General features: G+C 60.8%; 27 protein-coding genes and 1 tRNA gene. 16 read left to right on the forward strand and 12 right to left on the reverse strand.

Annotated features, from left to right (window positions below; genetic code table 11):
- Nucleotides 1-15 precede the first annotated feature (15 nt).
- From IPK09_00680 to IPK09_00715, 8 genes are all read right to left on the reverse strand, one after another.
- Complete coding sequence (locus IPK09_00680; protein ID MBK7982128.1) at nt 16-327, reverse strand: hypothetical protein; 312 nt, start codon at nt 325-327, stop codon at nt 16-18.
- Nucleotides 328-572: 245 nt separating this feature from the next.
- Nucleotides 573-1,937 carry a replicative DNA helicase gene (locus IPK09_00685; GenBank protein ID MBK7982129.1) on the reverse strand — a complete coding sequence of 455 codons (1,365 nt, stop codon included), beginning with the start codon at nt 1,935-1,937 and terminating at the stop codon, nt 573-575.
- Nucleotides 1,930-2,844, reverse strand: a complete 915-nt coding sequence (locus IPK09_00690; GenBank protein ID MBK7982130.1) for a hypothetical protein — start codon at nt 2,842-2,844, stop codon at nt 1,930-1,932. The genes IPK09_00685 and IPK09_00690 overlap by 8 nt, the downstream gene beginning before the upstream one ends.
- Nucleotides 2,841-3,020, reverse strand: a complete 180-nt coding sequence (locus tag IPK09_00695) for a hypothetical protein (GenBank protein ID MBK7982131.1) — start codon at nt 3,018-3,020, stop codon at nt 2,841-2,843. The genes IPK09_00690 and IPK09_00695 overlap by 4 nt, the downstream gene beginning before the upstream one ends.
- The gene (locus tag IPK09_00700) at nt 3,017-3,412 is read right to left on the reverse strand and encodes a hypothetical protein (protein MBK7982132.1); all 396 of its coding nucleotides are present in this window, start codon (nt 3,410-3,412) and stop codon (nt 3,017-3,019) included. The genes IPK09_00695 and IPK09_00700 overlap by 4 nt, the downstream gene beginning before the upstream one ends.
- The gene (locus IPK09_00705; GenBank protein ID MBK7982133.1) at nt 3,400-3,828 is read right to left on the reverse strand and encodes a VRR-NUC domain-containing protein; all 429 of its coding nucleotides are present in this window, start codon (nt 3,826-3,828) and stop codon (nt 3,400-3,402) included. The genes IPK09_00700 and IPK09_00705 overlap by 13 nt, the downstream gene beginning before the upstream one ends.
- Nucleotides 3,825-3,974: a hypothetical protein gene (locus IPK09_00710; GenBank protein MBK7982134.1), complete on the reverse strand. Its 150-nt coding sequence runs from the start codon at nt 3,972-3,974 to the stop codon at nt 3,825-3,827. Before IPK09_00710 ends, IPK09_00705 begins: the two co-directional genes overlap by 4 nt.
- Before the next feature lie 242 nt (nt 3,975-4,216).
- Nucleotides 4,217-4,534, reverse strand: a complete 318-nt coding sequence (locus IPK09_00715) for a helix-turn-helix domain-containing protein (GenBank protein MBK7982135.1) — start codon at nt 4,532-4,534, stop codon at nt 4,217-4,219.
- A gap of 46 nt (nt 4,535-4,580) precedes the next feature.
- Here IPK09_00715 and IPK09_00720 point away from each other — a divergent pair, with 46 nt between their 5' ends.
- The 9 genes from IPK09_00720 to IPK09_00760 all read left to right on the forward strand — a co-directional run bounded on the left by IPK09_00720 (nt 4,581) and on the right by IPK09_00760 (nt 9,192).
- Nucleotides 4,581-5,216 carry a hypothetical protein gene (locus IPK09_00720; protein MBK7982136.1) on the forward strand — a complete coding sequence of 212 codons (636 nt, stop codon included), beginning with the start codon at nt 4,581-4,583 and terminating at the stop codon, nt 5,214-5,216.
- Nucleotides 5,217-5,313: 97 nt separating this feature from the next.
- A complete protein-coding gene (locus IPK09_00725) occupies nt 5,314-6,039 on the forward strand; it encodes a hypothetical protein (protein ID MBK7982137.1) in 726 nt (241 codons plus the stop codon).
- Between the two features lie 2 nt (nt 6,040-6,041).
- Nucleotides 6,042-6,539, forward strand: a complete 498-nt coding sequence (locus tag IPK09_00730; GenBank protein ID MBK7982138.1) for a PIN domain-containing protein — start codon at nt 6,042-6,044, stop codon at nt 6,537-6,539.
- A gap of 283 nt (nt 6,540-6,822) precedes the next feature.
- Nucleotides 6,823-7,011: a hypothetical protein gene (locus IPK09_00735; GenBank protein ID MBK7982139.1), complete on the forward strand. Its 189-nt coding sequence runs from the start codon at nt 6,823-6,825 to the stop codon at nt 7,009-7,011.
- A complete protein-coding gene (locus IPK09_00740) occupies nt 7,008-7,319 on the forward strand; it encodes a hypothetical protein (GenBank protein ID MBK7982140.1) in 312 nt (103 codons plus the stop codon). Before IPK09_00735 ends, IPK09_00740 begins: the two co-directional genes overlap by 4 nt.
- A gap of 54 nt (nt 7,320-7,373) precedes the next feature.
- Nucleotides 7,374-7,601 carry a hypothetical protein gene (locus tag IPK09_00745; protein ID MBK7982141.1) on the forward strand — a complete coding sequence of 76 codons (228 nt, stop codon included), beginning with the start codon at nt 7,374-7,376 and terminating at the stop codon, nt 7,599-7,601.
- Nucleotides 7,602-7,842: 241 nt separating this feature from the next.
- The gene (locus tag IPK09_00750) at nt 7,843-8,025 is read left to right on the forward strand and encodes a hypothetical protein (protein MBK7982142.1); all 183 of its coding nucleotides are present in this window, start codon (nt 7,843-7,845) and stop codon (nt 8,023-8,025) included.
- Between the two features lie 7 nt (nt 8,026-8,032).
- On the forward strand, nt 8,033-8,437 hold the full coding sequence (locus IPK09_00755; GenBank protein ID MBK7982143.1) for a hypothetical protein: 405 nt from the start codon (nt 8,033-8,035) through the stop codon (nt 8,435-8,437).
- Nucleotides 8,437-9,192, forward strand: coding sequence for a hypothetical protein (locus IPK09_00760; protein MBK7982144.1), 756 nt, complete (start codon nt 8,437-8,439; stop codon nt 9,190-9,192). The genes IPK09_00755 and IPK09_00760 overlap by 1 nt, the downstream gene beginning before the upstream one ends.
- Nucleotides 9,193-9,210: 18 nt before the next feature.
- Here IPK09_00760 and IPK09_00765 read toward each other — a convergent pair whose 3' ends face one another.
- The gene (locus tag IPK09_00765; protein MBK7982145.1) at nt 9,211-9,510 is read right to left on the reverse strand and encodes a BrnA antitoxin family protein; all 300 of its coding nucleotides are present in this window, start codon (nt 9,508-9,510) and stop codon (nt 9,211-9,213) included.
- Between the two features lie 19 nt (nt 9,511-9,529).
- Nucleotides 9,530-9,838, reverse strand: a complete 309-nt coding sequence (locus IPK09_00770; GenBank protein ID MBK7982146.1) for a DNA-binding protein — start codon at nt 9,836-9,838, stop codon at nt 9,530-9,532.
- Nucleotides 9,839-10,021: 183 nt separating this feature from the next.
- Here IPK09_00770 and IPK09_00775 point away from each other — a divergent pair, with 183 nt between their 5' ends.
- The 3 genes from IPK09_00775 (at nt 10,022) to IPK09_00785 (ending at nt 12,229) form a co-directional block, all read left to right on the forward strand.
- Nucleotides 10,022-10,891, forward strand: coding sequence for an ORF6N domain-containing protein (locus tag IPK09_00775; protein ID MBK7982147.1), 870 nt, complete (start codon nt 10,022-10,024; stop codon nt 10,889-10,891).
- Between the two features lie 40 nt (nt 10,892-10,931).
- Nucleotides 10,932-11,273: a helix-turn-helix domain-containing protein gene (locus IPK09_00780; protein MBK7982148.1), complete on the forward strand. Its 342-nt coding sequence runs from the start codon at nt 10,932-10,934 to the stop codon at nt 11,271-11,273.
- Nucleotides 11,274-11,344: 71 nt separating this feature from the next.
- Nucleotides 11,345-12,229, forward strand: coding sequence for a site-specific integrase (locus tag IPK09_00785; protein ID MBK7982149.1), 885 nt, complete (start codon nt 11,345-11,347; stop codon nt 12,227-12,229).
- Nucleotides 12,230-12,240: 11 nt separating this feature from the next.
- Here IPK09_00785 and IPK09_00790 read toward each other — a convergent pair.
- Together IPK09_00790 and ispB are read right to left on the reverse strand one after the other, a co-directional pair.
- Nucleotides 12,241-12,317: transfer RNA gene (locus tag IPK09_00790), tRNA-Pro, on the reverse strand.
- Nucleotides 12,318-12,329: 12 nt separating this feature from the next.
- The gene (gene ispB / locus IPK09_00795; GenBank protein ID MBK7982150.1) at nt 12,330-13,298 is read right to left on the reverse strand and encodes an octaprenyl diphosphate synthase; all 969 of its coding nucleotides are present in this window, start codon (nt 13,296-13,298) and stop codon (nt 12,330-12,332) included.
- A gap of 173 nt (nt 13,299-13,471) precedes the next feature.
- Here ispB and rplU point away from each other — a divergent pair, with 173 nt between their 5' ends.
- From rplU to IPK09_00815, 4 genes are all read left to right on the forward strand, one after another.
- Nucleotides 13,472-13,882 carry a 50S ribosomal protein L21 gene (gene rplU / locus IPK09_00800; protein ID MBK7982151.1) on the forward strand — a complete coding sequence of 137 codons (411 nt, stop codon included), beginning with the start codon at nt 13,472-13,474 and terminating at the stop codon, nt 13,880-13,882.
- Nucleotides 13,883-13,885: 3 nt separating this feature from the next.
- Nucleotides 13,886-14,149: a 50S ribosomal protein L27 gene (rpmA, locus tag IPK09_00805; protein MBK7982152.1), complete on the forward strand. Its 264-nt coding sequence runs from the start codon at nt 13,886-13,888 to the stop codon at nt 14,147-14,149.
- Between the two features lie 70 nt (nt 14,150-14,219).
- Entirely contained in the window at nt 14,220-15,299 is a 1,080-nt protein-coding gene (gene obgE / locus IPK09_00810) for a GTPase ObgE (GenBank protein MBK7982153.1), read from the forward strand.
- On the forward strand, nt 15,292-16,440 hold the full coding sequence (locus tag IPK09_00815; GenBank protein MBK7982154.1) for a glutamate 5-kinase: 1,149 nt from the start codon (nt 15,292-15,294) through the stop codon (nt 16,438-16,440). Before obgE ends, IPK09_00815 begins: the two co-directional genes overlap by 8 nt.
- Nucleotides 16,441-16,471: the final 31 nt, after the last annotated feature.

Here is a 16,471-nt window from a genome sequence, read left to right on the forward strand (position 1 = left end):
GGTTTGAAAAACGGCTCAAGCGCCACTGCTTTTCCCCAGGATGGCGTAGACGGTGGCGCGCGTCAGCCGGTAGCGTTTGGCGAGCGCGCTGATGGACGTTCCGCGCTCGCGCTCGCGCCGGATCGCGGCGTTGCGCGCGTGGCGGTTGCTGGCGTCCAATTTCGGGAAGTAGACGAAGCTGCCCTGGAACTCGCGGAGGACGACCCCGACCAGCAGGTCCGCCAGCACCTTCGGTTCGCCGGCCACCCCCAAGGCGCGCAGCGCCCGCTCGATGCAGCTCGCGAGGTCGGCCATGGACTCGTTGTAGCCAGGATCACCGACGATCAAGAGCCTTCTCCGAACCTGGGCAAATTGGCGACGGCGCTACGCATCGGCACCACGTCGCCGTGCTCCCGGCAGCGGTGAGACTCCACCCGAACTCCGTCCGGCGATTCGAAGCGATAAGCCCAGGTTTCGCGCTTGCAGTGCGGGCACACATCTCGCGGAGGCGCGCTATCCACGGCGGCGCTCCTCGCGCGCGATAGCGTCGGGCGATTCCGCGCGGTGGGTGGTGGCGGAGGCGATTTCGGCGTTCACAGATCGATCCCCCTTTTCCTCATCGGAACTACTGTCGATGCGCTCCAGGACGGCAGTCCGCCCGCCAGCGGCTCGAAGCGCTGGTATTGGCCGAGAAACGCCAGCGGAACAACGCCCAACTTGCCGCCTCGATTTTTGCGGATCAACAGTTCGGCGCAGCCCTTGTCCAAGCTTTCCGGGTCATACACTTCAGCACGATAGAGTCCGGCGAACACGTCGGCCGACTGCTCCCACTCGCCGGAGTCGCGGCCGTCAGACAGCAGCGGGCGCTTGTCGGCGCGCTCCTCGATCCGCCGGTTCAGTTGCAGCAGCGCCACGACCGGGCATGACAGCTCTTTCGCCAGCGCCTTGAGCGACCGACCGACGTCGGCTTGGCGCTGCTCGCGCGTCTCGCCGGCCCCCTCAACCAGCCCGGCGTGATCCACCACCACAAGACCCAGCGGGCCTTCGCGACGGTGAAGCCGGCGGGCCTTCGACACGATGTCGGCGAGACGCGGGGTCGGTGTTTCGTCGAACCACAGCCGGGCGCTTGACAGCGTTGCGAAGGCGGCTGTCATTCTCGGCCAATCGTCGGCTTCGAGCGCACCGGTTTGCAGCGCGTCCAGATCGATCCGCCCGACCGAGGAGATCAGGCGTTCGACCTGCTCGCTCGACGGCATTTCGGCGGTGAAGAACGCGGCGGATTTCCCCTCGCGAGCGGCGGAGACCGCCGCGAATTGCAAGCCGAGAACCGACTTCCCCATGCCCGGCCGCCCGGAGACGACGTAGAGCTTGCCCGGCTGCAACCCATGCAACAGCGCGTCGAGATCGGGGATTCCGGTCGGCATCCCTTGCGGCGCGACGCCGTAGTAGCGCCGGTCGATCGCGTCCGCGCAGCCGGATAGAAGCTCGCGCAGCGGCACCAGCCCGCCAGCGTCCGGGCCGCCGTCCAGAGCGTCGAGGGACCGCTTGAGCCGGAGCAAGGTCTGTTCCGCGTCGCCGTCCTCGACGGCCCAGCGCTGGATCTGCCCGCCCAGCGACACCAGCGCGCGGCGGCGGGCGCGGTCCCGCACGATCCCGGCGTAGGCCATGGCGTTAGCGGCGCTGAAGGTGTCACGGGCCGCGACGAAAATCGCCGACATGTCGCCGTTGTCGAGCTGGCCACGGTCTTCCAAAAACTCGGCCACGGTCACGCCGTCGACGCCGTGACCGGCCGCGCTCATCTCGACCAGCGCGCCGAACACCTTCCGCTCTAGGTCTCCCGTGAAGTCGTCAGGCTTTAGTAGCGCGGCCGCGTCCGGGATTTGCGAGGGGTCTAGCAACAGCCCGCCGATCACGGATTGCTCGGCTTCGCTGGAATGCAAGCGGCGGGCGTCAGCCATGACTGAGCGCCTCATGGAACTTGCCTTCAACGACTTTCGCGAAATTAGCGGGCTTGATCAGCCATTCCAGGTCGGCCTCGAACGGCGGGCGGCCTCCCGTCCCACATTTTTGCCCCATCAGGAAGGGGCTGGCGCGCACGTACTCGAAATAGGCCCGCCACTTCGCCGGATCGTCTCCCGGTTTGTCGTGCCACCGCTGGCGCAAATAGCCTTTTCGTGCTTCGGTGAGCGACTTGCAGGCTCGAAGCTCAGGCAACACCTCGCGGTAGAGGTCCACCAGGGCTTGGTAGGGGCAAGGTTTTCTCACGATCCGCAGCGCGGGTGGGCTTGCGGGTGGGTCGCTCGCGACGGCGAGCGGACCAACATCCACGTCAGTGGATGTATTTCTTTTCTGTTCCTGTTCCTGTTCCTGTTCCTGTTCCTGTTCCTGTTCCTGTTCCTGGCTTCGAAGGGGCTTCGAAGGGGCTTCGAAGGGGCTTGTTCCCAATGGAGATTCCGGGAGGAAAAAAGCGTCTTTGTATCTGTCGTAAAAGGATTTTTTGATCTGGCGATCCGGAATTTTCCGAAACTCCTTAATGATGCCGGCCACCCGCTTGTCGTTTGGCTTAAGCTGGCCCGCGATCTGGTATTTCGCCATCTCCCGTACCCATATCAGTTCCCTATCGGCGTCATACTCGCAGTAGCCGATGCCGGCGAGCCGCTGGATGGCGTTCAAAACCGCCTCGATAGAGAGTCCGGTTTCGTGCGCGATGTAGATCGGCGGGCAGTGATAGAGCCCGATCATGTTTGCGTGTTGGGAGGTGACCAAATAAAACGCGACGATTTGCGCGGTCGGGTCTCCCCGCAACGCCCGTCCCGTTTCTCCTGTCCAAAACGCTGGAGATACCGTTGAATAATCTCTGCTCATGCCTTGATCTCCTCAAGCCGTTTGGCCCGCCGGTACGCCGTATCGAACTCGGCCAGCGGCGCGCCGGGGTGGTTTTTCATCCACGAAAACAGCGCGGCCACGATGTTTTTCTCGTCTGCGGACAAAGGCGTCAACGACCGTCCGGCAGCCGGTTCAACGGTCGCGGGGCGGCTCATTGCAGCGCTCCTGGCGGGTCATAAGTCGCCACGACGGAATTTTTCACGGCGAGGTCTTTCCTGCCCCTCGGACGCGACGGATTACCGCGCGCGGTTTCCGGCTGAGCCGGATTACCGCGCGCGGTTTCCGGCTGAGCGACGCCTTCTTGGTCGTATAACAAGAACAGATCAAGCTGGGTTTCGATGCCTTTCTGGACTTGAGCGCGGGCATCTTTCCAGATGGCCTTGGCAAGAGATTTGAAATGAGCCGGCTCGATTTTCAAAGAAACCTTAGCTATTTCTTCCATCGCCTTTTGCTTGGCCTTTTCGTCGTCTTGTCGGGTCAAGCTCAAGCCGTATTCGACAAGAAGACCGTCTAGCTTCTTTCGCTCATCTTTCGTCAAGCCTGACATAGCTTTCCCTCCAGATAATTTATGACTAGATTCCGAGCTGCATCCCAGCCCTTGCACCACTCGGCGCGATAGCCTTGCGCCCGCTGGAATTCGATGAAACCTTTTTGGTTGGCGCTCAAGCGGCAAGGGGTGGCGTCGCGTCGCTTCAGCTCGATCAGCAGCCCGTGATAGCCACCGCGCGGCACCAACAAAGCCACGTCCGAAACGCCCGGCGTCAACCCCTGCTCCAGCGCCGTGCGGGCGTAAGCGTCGGGAAGCCAAAGGCCGTTGGGGATGGCGAAAAGCCATTGCAATTCCGGCCACATTTTTTTAGCCACGTCCCGCCAGCGGAATAACGCCGCCTGTTCCAGCGCTTCGGCCGGCGGTGGCGGGGCTTTGAGGCGGAACGCGCGGGCAGGCGAAAAGTCGGCGCTCAATGGGGGCGCTCCTTGGATTTCCGCTTCTGTTTCTGCTTCTCGACCAACTCTTTCACGGCCGCATCGAGCGAGAGTCCGTACTGTTCCGCGTAGCGTTCGAGCTGTGCCTGTTGGTCGGGAGCGAATTCAACATCGACGTCCGGCATGTAGTGGCCCTCTTTTCGTGGGCCACAACTGGCCCTTCCAACTTGGCGTCCAGCCGCGTAATTTCCTCTTCGAGTTGAGCGACGGCGAGGTCGTGAACCAGCCTGGCCAGCTCTCCGCCGGATTCGTGTAGTAGGGTTTCTAGCCACTCGATCTCGTAGTCGTTGAAACTGACGTGGACGCGGTTGTAGCGGGCGAGTTTTGGGTCACGGAATGTCATGATGCCTCCCGATGGTCGGGAATCTCACGCCGCCACCTCCCGGCGCTCGGTGGGTTGGGGGCGGGACCTCGCCGAGCGGGACTCGTAAATGTCCGGGCGTAAAAACTCTTTTTTGATTCCGGTAGCGGCCTCGATTGCCTGGCAGTATTCGCCGGGAATGCGATAGCCGTATCTGAACCATTTTTCGATGTGTTGCTGGCGGATATTGGGATGGTAGGGCTGCAACAGCCGCGCGAGGGCCGTTTGGCCACCGGCTTTTTCAATGATCGATTGGATGATTGCTTTGCGTGCTTGCTTGTCCATGCCGATTATTAAACAACCAAGGTTGTTTTCTGTCAACAACTATAGTTGCTTTCCTAATTACAACCGAGGTTGTAGATTTGTGCGTATGGACACACAAGGAGAACGCATCAAATTTGCGAGAGAGAACGCGACCGGAGGGAAACTTTCCCAGCGGACGCTTGGGGAGGCTGTAGGCGTTACTCAGCAGATGATTTGGAAGCTTGAAAACAACCTTGTGAAAGACACATCGGTCTTGATCAAGATTGGAATGCTGACAGGATTCAGGCCAGAGTGGTTAGAAACCGGGTTGGAACCGAGCCGTTATACAAAAGAGCCGTCCAACGTCTCCCCCGGCCCGCCGATCCGGGGCATGGTCCCGCTGATTTCATGGGTGAGCGCCGGACGGTGGCGGGAGCCGGATGTCACGCTCGACACGCCGTTAGAGTGGCTGCCGGTTACCTTCACAACGCCGAACGTGTTCGCCCTCAGGATCGAAGGCGATTCGATGGAGCCGGATTACCCGCCCGGCCACATCATTTTTGTCGATCCCGACGCCAAGCCTGAAGCGATGGACTTGGTGGTGGCGCTCAATGGCAGCGATGAGGCGACTTTCAAACGCTTGACCAAGGAGAATGGCGTTTGGTATCTCACTCCACTTAACGCACGCTATCCAATTCAAAAACTTGATTCTTTTTGTCGAATCATCGGCGTGGTGATCTGGAGCGGCAAGCGGGAGCGCTAGGGTTTTTGTACAAACGTACAATTTTGTTGGGTCGATCTAAACCAGCAGACCAATCACAGTCTAATATGGAACTTGTGAGGGGCTGGAGAAAAGGCCGATGAACATCGCAGATCGCTACACATTCCACATAGACGCTTACACGCCTGAAACCATTCCCATGGCCAGACTCGCAAGTTACTTGGGGGGGTTGGCCAGTTTGCTTGGCGAAGAAAAGAGCGTTCATTTTCAGGCCGTCGAACCGGGATCGACGCGGCTGGCGTGCGAGGTGGAACACGAGGCCACCTACAAGGTTTACAAGCGCGTTGCGCGAGCGCCATCAGCGGATGCCAGAACCCCGGAAGGCCGCGCATATCGGCACATCGAGCACCTGTTGCGGGAAGATTCCGCAGGCGCACGACTGAATCGAAACAAGGAAAATGTTATTGACTTTCCAAGGTCTCAACGGCAAGAAAGCAGCGCGATCAAACTGACCCAACAAAAAATATCTCATGTTGGCACCCTGGTCGGCATCGGCGGAAGAGACGCCACGGCACACGCGATGCTGCTAAACGCCGAAGGGACGCACTGGAGCTTTATCGTGGATCGAGCGCTTGCCAGGCGGTTGAGCGGCTACCTCTATGGAGCGCCAATCAGGCTCATTGGAGAAGGGACGCGCGAACGCGACGAGCGGGGTGACTGGTCGGAAAAAGACTTGAAGGCCACGCATTTTGAAGTGCTCAAGGACGTGGGCTGGAATGAAGCAATCCGATCGGTTCGCGACTTGGGTGGCGGATGGTCGGAGGACGCCATGGAAACCGTGGCCTTTTTGCGCGAGGATGATTGACCGTGGTCGTGTTGGATACGACGGTCCTGCTGTTGTTATTGGACCCCAACGCGCACCCGCCGACCGATCCCGACACCGGGAAACCGCTGCAATGGTGCCGCGAGCGCATGGAATGTCTCCTAGACCATTTTGAGAAAACAAAAACTGTTGCTTTGATCCCCACTCCCGTGCTGTGCGAGGTATTGGTTGGCGCCCGCGATGCTGACGCTTTCATAAGGGAAATCCGCAAGGCACCAGTTTTCGATATCGCTGATTTTGATGCCGCCTCCGCTATCGCGGCTGCTGATTTCATCAGGGCTAGGCTTTCTTCGGGAGGTATGGCTATTGGTGGAAAGACACGAGCGAAATTTGATGCCCAAATCTTGGGGATCGCCAAGGTGAGAAACGCGAAAACGATCTACACCGACGACAAAGGCTTGGCCAGTCAAGCTACCGCTAACGGGATCAGCGCAATTTCAACGGCCGCAATCCCGCTTCCGCCGCAACCATCCCTGATTTAGCCGAACACTGTTACTAGCCCCGCCCCGCGCGGGGATTTTTTTGCCCGCCGGCCCCGCTCTAACCCCTCCTGACCCTCGCTCGCGCCGATTGTACGGCGGCGCGGGATTATTTTGTTCAAATAAACAACCTTGGTTGTTGACATATAACAACCAAGGTAGTAATCTTCTTCTCAACCCGCCACCCATGACGGGCCAGCCGGGCAGCGAGGCCCGGCGAAACTCCTCCTTAGTGGTGTTCCCGCCGGGCGATCCGGCGGGCTTTTTAGAATCCGGAGACGCTGCAATGGAAACGAATTTGAGCGGCACGAACGACGACGGCACGGCCTTTTGGGCCGAGTATCACCGCCAGCAGGCCCGGCGCGCGGCCGAGCGGCTGGACGAGGAAAACAGCCAGCGCCGGCTGGAAGCCTGCCTGCTGCGCTGGCACGAGGTGTTCCAGGCGTCGCCCGGACTGCTGGAGCGGATGTCATGAGCGGACCCTACGAGCTTGAAGCCGAAATCGAACTTTTCGGCGAGACGCGGGCGGCCATCCTCATCTACGAGACCGACCCCGAAGACGGGTTACCCGACATCATGGAAGTGAGAACCAAGGGCGAGCGCTCGGTCTGGAGCGAGGCAGCGGGCTGTTTGGTGGTGCCGGTCTACGATGTGCTGCCGCTGTGCCCGGCTTGGCTCATTCAAGACTTTAGGAGCCAGATTTTAGATGCCCAGCAGGTCCTGACGGACGACTGCCGGATCAGCGACTACGATCTGCGGCGCGCCGAACGTTGCGCTGCTTAACCGAAAAGCCGTTGAGTGGTGACACACCCAACGGCCCGTTTTGGAGACTGAAAAATGACTGGTGCAAATCATACGGCTGTGGCGGAGGTCATGCAACACCTTCCGCCGATAGAACAGAATCGGGTGTTCCGGCTGATAGAGCGGCGGGCGAAGAAAAACCCGCGATTCCGCGACCGGCTCGACGCCGCAAAAGCGAAAGCCGAGCAAGACTCTCGCAACTACGAAGACTGGATCATCGCGCAAGCCCAGGCGCGCGAGTTGGCGGAGGACGTGCCGTGGTGACGCAATCGCTTTACCGGGTGTTCATTGGCTCTGAGCCGGTGGAAGTCACGGCCGGCTCTCGCCAGGAGGCGCGCGAACTGGTTTGGCGATGGCTGGGTGATAGCCAGAAGGCCACAAAGCTGCGGACTCGGCGACAAATTTTTGGGTTCGGCTTCGAGCGTCGGCCAAGCCCCAACCATCGCCTCTATCAATCGGCTGCTTAACCATGGAGCGCCCGGCCGCAAGGTCGGGCTGAAACAACTTGAAACCACTCATCACGATTAACGATCCGCCGGGGACCGAGATCATCACCTTCGATGGTGGTGGAAAAGAACTCGGCCGCGAGGTGGTGAAAGGCCACTTCATCGATCCTGAAACCGTCTGTTGCGCCCTCTGCCTCGCTGCTGTCTTCGCCGGCATCGCTCTAACCATCCTGTTTTTTTGAGGCTCCAATGACCGATCAGACCCAAAACCCGGACATGCAAGCGGCGCTCTTGGCGCTGCTGTCCCAGGCGCAACAGCAACAACCCGTCGCCGCTGGCGGCTGGCAGCCACAGCAACCGGCGCAACTGCCGATCACCGGCATTTCCATCCCCGTCAAAATCGATACGCCCCTCGGCTCTGTCCGGGTCGATCTGCACCTTCCCGCCGAATGCGGGGCGAATCCCCAAGCGATCCTCTCGGCCATCCAGGCCCTCGCCAACGCCGGCTATCCCGTCGATGCGTGGCAGCGCAAGGAGAGCGGCTGGGGCGGCGGAAGCGGAAGCGGAGACGGCGGCGGATGGGGCAACCGCTCCAACGGTTACAGTAATCGCGGCGGCTACGGTGGTGGCGGGTACGGCGGGAGACGCTGGTGATGCTCGCCATCACACAGCAACCGTACCTCACGCCGCTGGCGGCCCATGCACTGATCCCAGCCGCTTGGATGGTGCTGGACTGCGAAACCGGCGATGCGCCCTCTGAAGCGACGGCGGCAGCGCTGGAGGCGTGGAAGCCGCCGAAGAACTGGAAGCCTGCAACGGCAGAAGCCAAGAGAGGCGAAATCGCCGACAGGATCAACAGTAAAGCGGCGCTGTTGGATGCGTCGCCCATCCTCTGTGTGGCCCTAAAAACCGATCAAATCGCTGTCGTCCTGAACGGCATGAGCGCGGAATCTTTCGAGGTGCCGGGCTGGCTGGTGCTGCCCTGCTGCGATGAAAAGGGACTACTGCTAGCGCTGCGCGCGGTTCTGGATCAGGTTGTGGCAGCCGATACCGTGATCGTCGGCCACAATCTATTTGGATTCGATGCGGGAAAGCTGCGCAATGCATTCTTGCGGCATCGGCTCCGGCTGCCTAATGCGCTGGCTAATTTCGATCAGCCGATGTTCGACACCATGCGCCAAATTCGCTATTTCAGCATGGAATTAGCGGATGAGCGTTTCGTGTCGCTCGATACCGTCGCTCGCGTCCTCGGCATTCCCCAGCCCAAGCAGGTGATTAACGGTGCTGACTGCCCCAGGCTTCATAAAGAGGGGCAGTATGCCGTTATATGCACCTATTGCTGCATCGACATGGAGACAACCACGCGGGCCTACCTCCTCATGTCCGGGCAATCGGCAGAGCTTGAATAGCTTGCTTCCCGCCCAGGCTTACACTCGTCCGGCCAAGCGCAAGGAGGCGCGCAGCATGTCGTTGATGCGGGTTTGCCAGCCGCTGCCGGTGGCTTTGAGCGCATCCAAGACATCGGCGTCCAGCCGCAGCTTGACGGCCTGCTTGGTGGTGGCCTGGACGCTGCCCAGCGGTCGGCCCCGCGCACGCGCCTTGATCTGTTCAGGCGTATGTACCGCCGCATATTCGCCCCGCTGGGCTTGGGCCAGCGATTCCCGTAGCCCTGGCAAGGCGTGGCCCGCATCCGCTTCTACCGCACGGGCCACCGCTTCGATATCCATGTCTTCAAGGTTGATCTCGTCAGGGGTCATCGCGTCTCATCCTCTTGATTTCGCTGGCCGACAAGGTACTGCGTTCGGATTTGGCGTAAACCGTGACCAGCACCACGGCTCCCGCGCTCAATCGATTGAAATAGATCACCCGCACACCGCCGCGTTTGCCGCGCCCGGAAGCGGTCCAGCGGACTTTGCGCATCCCTTGTGCGCCAGGGATCACATCGCCCGCCAGCGGGTTGGCGGCGATCCAGGCAACAAAATCGTCGTGCTGCTCCGGCGTCCACACTTCAGCGGCTTGGCGCAGAAATTCGGGCGTTTCGATCACCGTCAGCAGGGTCATTATTTTATTGTACCGGCAATCAATTCAGATAGCGAGCGTGGTCCCACCCGCAACAACCCCTTGATTCCCGCAAGCACCCGGCGTAAGCTGTCCTCGCTCTCGCAAAAAACGAGAGTCGGGATTTGCACCCCGGAATCCACGGCGCACCAGCGCCATCAGCGATACCAGGCGCATTTTTTGTGCCTGCTCGTCTATGGCGGGCTGTGCGGGGCATCCGAAAGGATGGCCGGTCCGTGGCCGGTAGTGCAAACCTCGTACAGTCCGCCACCATCGTCTTTGCACTTGATGTTGGCGGCCTCCAATCCTTCCCACGGAGTCCGCAGCATGTCTACTCAGCTTATCCGTATCACCAGCGAAGTCGAAATTCCCTATCTGACCTACCAGGGTCAAGCCGTCCTCACGTTTGCCTTGATCGACAAGGTTCATAACCGCGTTGAAGGTACTGCAAAGCGCAATTTCGCCTCTAACCGTGAGCGGTTCATTTCCCAAGAAGATTATTTCTATATCACTGATTCCAAAAGCTTGGACGAATTTCGTACTAGCTATCCAGGCATCCTAAAAGACGCAACCACCGCAATTACTCTCATCACCGAATCGGGCTATCTGATGCTGGTGAAGTCCTTCACCGACGACCTCAGTTGGCAGATTCAACGGCAACTGGTGAAGCTCTATTTCCGCATCAAGGAAGTGATGGCACAGGCTGAGCCGGAGCGCCCGCCCCGCCTCACCGCCGAACAGCAGCGTGCCATTGATGGGTTGATCCACCGCATTTCGATTTGCTGCAAGTTTCGAGAGAGCGCCGGCCAAGCCGCTCACGAGCGGGTCCGGTTTGCCTTCGGCTTGCGCCACAGCAGCGACCTCTTGCCCGAACACTTCGACACCGCCAAGGCCGATCTGGAAGGTGTCAAGGAATTGGCGGAGCAGCACCACGAACGCATAGTGGCGCTCGATCGGGAATTTATCACCGCCGTCATTCGTCCGCCCGTCTCTATCCGCAAGGTGCGCGCGATGGCGAAGAAGCAGGAACGCCAACCTGTAATGTTTTAGATCAGCAACGCGCCACGGACGGCGCAAACCGAGACGGATCATGAATCAGCCTGAGCCACTACTCTGGAGCATCACAGAAACCGCCCGACAACTGGGGGAGGTTTCAGCGCGCACGGTGCAACGGATGATCGCGGACGGCGACCTCGTTGAAGTGTCGGTGCGCGGCCGGACCATGGTGGATGTTGCTAGTGTTCGCCGGTACATCGAAAATAGACGCGCAAGAGCGCGCATGGAGGGGAAACCATGCCAAGAAAAGATCGAGACGGACTTTACAAGCAGCCGGAGTCACCGAACTGGTACGCGAGTTATACCGATGCACGGGGCCGACGCTGCCGCCGAAGTACTGGAACGGATAACAAAACTCAGGCCAAGGCGCTCCTGAGCCGTTGGAGGGCTGACAGCCACCAACAAAAAGTCCTCGGTGTCGAACCCGAACATACCTTGCATGAGTTGATGCTGATGTATGTGGATGCGCATCCCGACAAAAAGACGCTGGAGCGGGATGGGTACAGCGTCAAGCACTTGTACCGAGTGCTAGGCGCAAATCGGGTGCTGAACTCGCTTCGGCCCGTTGACGCTCACGGCTACTGCTTGGCGCGGCGGCACGAGGGCGCGGCGGCGGGCACCATTAATAAGGAGATTGGGTTGCTGTCGTCGGCGCTGAACTGGGGACGGCGCGTGCTGGGTTGGCGGATCGACAATCCGGCGGAAGCACAACGATTGCCCGAACCGCCTGGCAAGGATCGATGGTTGACGCCGGAAGAGGCGGTTTTGCTGGTGAGCGCGGCCAACGAAGAGCCGAAGGTTGCGGATTATCTGCCCGACTTCATCCGGCTAGGATTGCATACCGGTATGAGGCCCGGCGAAATGCTCAAACTGGAATGGAAGCGGGTAAACCTCCAGCAAGGTCGGATCTTGCTGGGGGCGATGGATCAGAAAAGCGAACGGTTGGGTAGCGTTCCGCTCAATCAAACGGCGAGAGACGCTATTTTATCACGCGCTCGCTTTCGGGCCATCCATTGTCCGGCAACTCCTTGGGTGTTTTGCAACCGTCGCGGCGAGCGGTTGGCGAACGTGCGCAACGGCTTCATGTCGGCGGTCGAGCGGGCGGGGATTGCGAAGTGTACGCCGCACGATCTACGGCGGACCTGCGGGAGTTGGCTCGCGCAAGCGGGAGTGCCGATCCAGCAAATCGCAAAGCTGCTCCGGCATCGCGATATCCAAGTCACGCACAGCGTCTACGCGCACCTGATGCCGGGACAATTGGAAGAGACAGTAAGGATGCTGGAACGTCATAATCCCGTCATAGTTCGGGATCAATCGATTTTGAGACTGTAAGTCATTGATTTTGGTCGGGGTGACAGGATTTGAACCTGCGACTTCTGCCTCCCGAAGGCAGCGCTCTACCAGGCTGAGCTACACCCCGACGGGGGAATGATCAACAACGGCGGTCGACCGCAAACCGCGCCAAACCGATGAGCGCGTCTCTGGCGGGAGACTCCGGGAGCATCGGCAGGCTGGCGATAGCCAGTTCGGCCTCCCGCGCGGCAAGACGCGAAGTATAGTCCAGCGCTCCGGTCGACTCAATAGTGCGGGTCACGATCTCGATTTGCTCCAGGCCCCCTTGTTCGATGGCGCCGCGAATCAACCGAATTTCCTCGGGCGTGCCGTGGCGCATGGCGTGGATCAGCGGCAAAGTAGGCTTGCCTTCGGCCAGATCGTCGCCGATATTCTTGCCCATCTCGGCGCTGGAGCTGCTGTAATCCAGTACATCGTCGATCAACTGGAACGCGGTGCCCAGATGAAGGCCATAGCGGGCCAGCGCCAGTTCTTCCTCGCGCGACCGACCGGCCAGCACCGCGCCGAGCCGCGCCGCCGCTTCGAACAGTTTGGCGGTTTTGCAGTGGATCACCGCCATGTAGCGTTCCTCGGTGGTGTCGGGATCGTGGCAGTTCAGCAACTGCATCACCTCGCCCTCGGCGATGGTGTTGGTGGTGTCGGCCATGATGTCCATGACCCGCATACTGCCGATGCCGACCATCATCTGAAACGAACGCGAATACAGAAAATCACCGACCAGCACGCTGGCCTGATTGCCCCAAATGGCGTTGGCCGTCTCCCGGCCGCGCCGCAAGCTGGATTCGTCGACCACATCGTCGTGTAACAAAGTAGCGGTGTGGATGAACTCGACGATGGCGGCGGCGTCGATGTGCTGTCGGCCGGCATAACCGCACGCCTGGGCGGCGAGCAGCACGGTGACCGGCCGCATTCGCTTGCCGCCGCCGTCGATGATGTAACCCGCCAACTGATTGATCAGCACCACATCGGAATGGAGCTGGCGACGGATCAGGGTGTTGACGGCTTGCAGGTCGTCCGCGATGGGGACGCGGATTTGTTCGATATTCATGGGAGGCGATGGCTTGGAAGAAAACCCCTGTCATGCTACGGATTGGCTGCGACAGGGTCAAGGCGGGGGCCTAAGCGTCGCTAGCGGCTGGAATTTGTTTGACCTCGACCGACCGTGCGACTAGAATTCCACCCCTTTAGTCGGGCGGCCGAGTCGTTTTGGAGAACTCATCAATGTACGCTGTCATCAAAACCGGGGGCAAACAATACCGGGTGGCCGAGGGTCAGACCCTCAAAGTCGAAAAGCTTGATGTCGAGGAAGGCGCTTCCGTGGAATTCGACACGGTGTTGATGATTGCCGACGGCGACCAGATCAAGGTCGGTGCGCCCTACATCGAAGGTGCGCGGGTGAGCGCCACGGTGAAATCCCAAGGACGCGGCCCCAAGATTCGGATCATCAAGTTCCGTCGCCGCAAGCACTATCGCAAGACCCAAGGGCACCGGCAAAGTTTTACCGAACTGCGGATCGGCGGCATCAGCGGATCAGCCGCTTCAGGGTCGCATAAAGCCGAAGCGCCGGTGATGCAGAAGGCCGAAGCGCCGGTTTTGCAGAAAGCGGAAGCGGCGTCCGTTCAGGAGGACTGAAACATGGCACACAAAAAAGCGGGCGGCAGCAGCCGCAACGGTCGCGATTCCCAGGCCCAGCGCTTGGGCGTCAAGTTGTTCGGCGGCCAGTTGGCGATACCGGGCAACATCATCGTCCGGCAGCGCGGCACCAAATTCCATCCGGGCACCAACGTGGGTTGCGGCAAGGATTACACGCTGTACGCCAAGGTCGAAGGCCATGTCACCTTCGAGACCAAGGGGCCGTTCAACCGCAAATATGTGAGCGTCTACCCGGCGCAGCAGTGAGCCGGAAGTCCGGGCGCAGCGAAAGCCCCGCACGGGGCTTTTCTTTTGGGTCCGGTTCGAGGAGGACGCCATGAAATTCGTCGATGAAGTGACCATCCGGGTCGAGGCCGGCGACGGCGGCGACGGTGGCGTCAGCTTCCGACGCGAAAAGTACATCCCTTTCGGCGGTCCCGACGGCGGCGACGGCGGCGACGGCGGCAGTATCTACCTTCAAGCCGATGCCGAACTCAACACGCTGGCGGATTATCGCTACACCCGACTGTTTCGGGCCGAGCACGGCCAGAAAGGCATGGGGGCTAATTGCACCGGCCGCGGCGGTGCCGATCTGAACATCGTGGTGCCGGTCGGGACGCTGGCCCACGATGTCGAAACCGGCGAGCTGATCGGCGATCTGGTCGAAGCCGGCCAGCGCTTGCTGGTGGCGCAAGGCGGTTTTCACGGCCTCGGCAACACCCGCTACAAGAGCAGCACCAACCGCGCGCCGCGCCAGTCCAAGCCGGGGACGCCGGGGGAAGCGCGCGATCTGCGGCTGGAGTTGAAAGTGATCGCCGATGTCGGTTTGCTGGGGATGCCGAACGCCGGCAAATCCACCTTGATCCGCGCGGTGTCCGCCGCCCGGCCTAAAGTCGCCGATTATCCCTTTACGACTTTGCATCCCAATTTGGGCGTGGTGCGGGTTGGGCCGTTGCGCAGCTTCGTCATGGCTGACATTCCGGGCCTGATAGAAGGCGCGGCCGAAGGGGCGGGGTTGGGCATCCAGTTCTTGCGGCATTTAGCCCGCACTCGGCTGTTGCTGCATCTGATCGACGTTTCCCCTCACAGCGACAGCGGCGATCCGGTGCGGGACGCGCGCGTGATCTTGAAGGAATTGAAGCGCTACAGCCCGGAACTGGCGGCCAGGGAACGGTGGTTGGTGCTGAACAAGCTGGATTTAGTGCCGGAAGGCGGGCGCAAGGCATTGGTCGCCAAGATTCGCCGCGCGCTGCGCTGGCGCGGCCCGCAGTTCGCGATCTCGGCCCTCTCCGGCGAGGGCGCCGAGGCATTGGTGCGCAAAGTCATGGAGCGGCTCGAAGAACGCCAGCAGGAACAGGCGATTGCGGCCGAACGGGAGCTTGCGTCCGCCGCTTCTGATGAGGCGGATGATGTTTAGCAAGAGCCGCGAAGAACTAGGAGTAGCCCAGCGTTGGGTGGTCAAGATCGGCAGCGCCATGATCACCAACGACGGGCAGGGCTTGGATAATTTTTCCATCGACGCCTGGGTGGCGCAGATGGCGGAGCTGCATCGCGCCGGTCGGGAAGTCCTGCTGGTGACCTCCGGCGCGGTGGCGGAAGGAATGCGGCGTTTGGGTTGGTCGCAACGACCGGCCGCGCTGGCCGACCTGCAAGCGGCGGCGGCGGTCGGGCAGATGGGCTTGGTGCAAGCCTGGGAATCGGCCTTTGCCCGCCATCAGATTCAAACCGCGCAGATTCTGCTCACCCACGAAGATGCCGCCGACCGCCAGCGCTATCTCAACGTGCGCAATACCCTGCGGACGCTGTTGCGCTTGCGGGTGGTGCCGGTTATCAACGAAAACGACACGGTGGCTTTCGAGGAAATTCGCTTCGGCGACAATGATACCTTGGGGGCCTTGGTGGCAAATCTGGTCGAGGCGGAACTCTACGTCATCCTTACCGACCAACAGGGCTTGTACGACAAAAACCCGCGCGATTTTTCCGATGCGCGGCTGATCCGCGAAGGCAAGGCCGGCGATGTCGCGCTGGAAGCGATGGCGAGCGGGGCTGGCAGTTTGGGTAGCGGCGGGATGGCGACCAAACTGCGCGCGGCGGCCAAGGCGGCCCGTTCTGGCGCGTTCACGCTCCTGGCCTGGGGACGCGAGCCGGAGGTGCTGCGGCGGATTGCGGCGGGCGACAATCTGGGGACTTTACTGCGGCCGAGCCAAAGCCCGCTGGCGGCGCGCAAACAGTGGCTGGCGGTGCAGTTGCAGGTCAAGGGCCGACTCCATTTGGACGGCGGCGCGGTGCGGGCGTTGCGCGCCGACGGCAAGAGCCTGCTGCCGGTCGGCGTGACGGCGGTGGAAGGTCGCTTCGACCGAGGCGACTTGGTGGCGTGCCTGGACCCTTCGGGAGACGAAATCGCGCGCGGGCTGGTGAACTACGATACCGAACGCACATTATTGCTGATCGGCAAGACCACCCGTCGGATTGAGGCGGCCATCGGCCCTATCGACGAACCGGAATTGATCCACCGCGACCATCTGGTGTTGGTCGCGGCCGAGCAGCAGACCGGGTGAATTTTGCGAGAGATCGCAATAAAAAGGCCGC

The organism is Candidatus Competibacteraceae bacterium, from assembly GCA_016713505.1.
Classification (GTDB): domain Bacteria; phylum Pseudomonadota; class Gammaproteobacteria; order Competibacterales; family Competibacteraceae; genus Competibacter_A.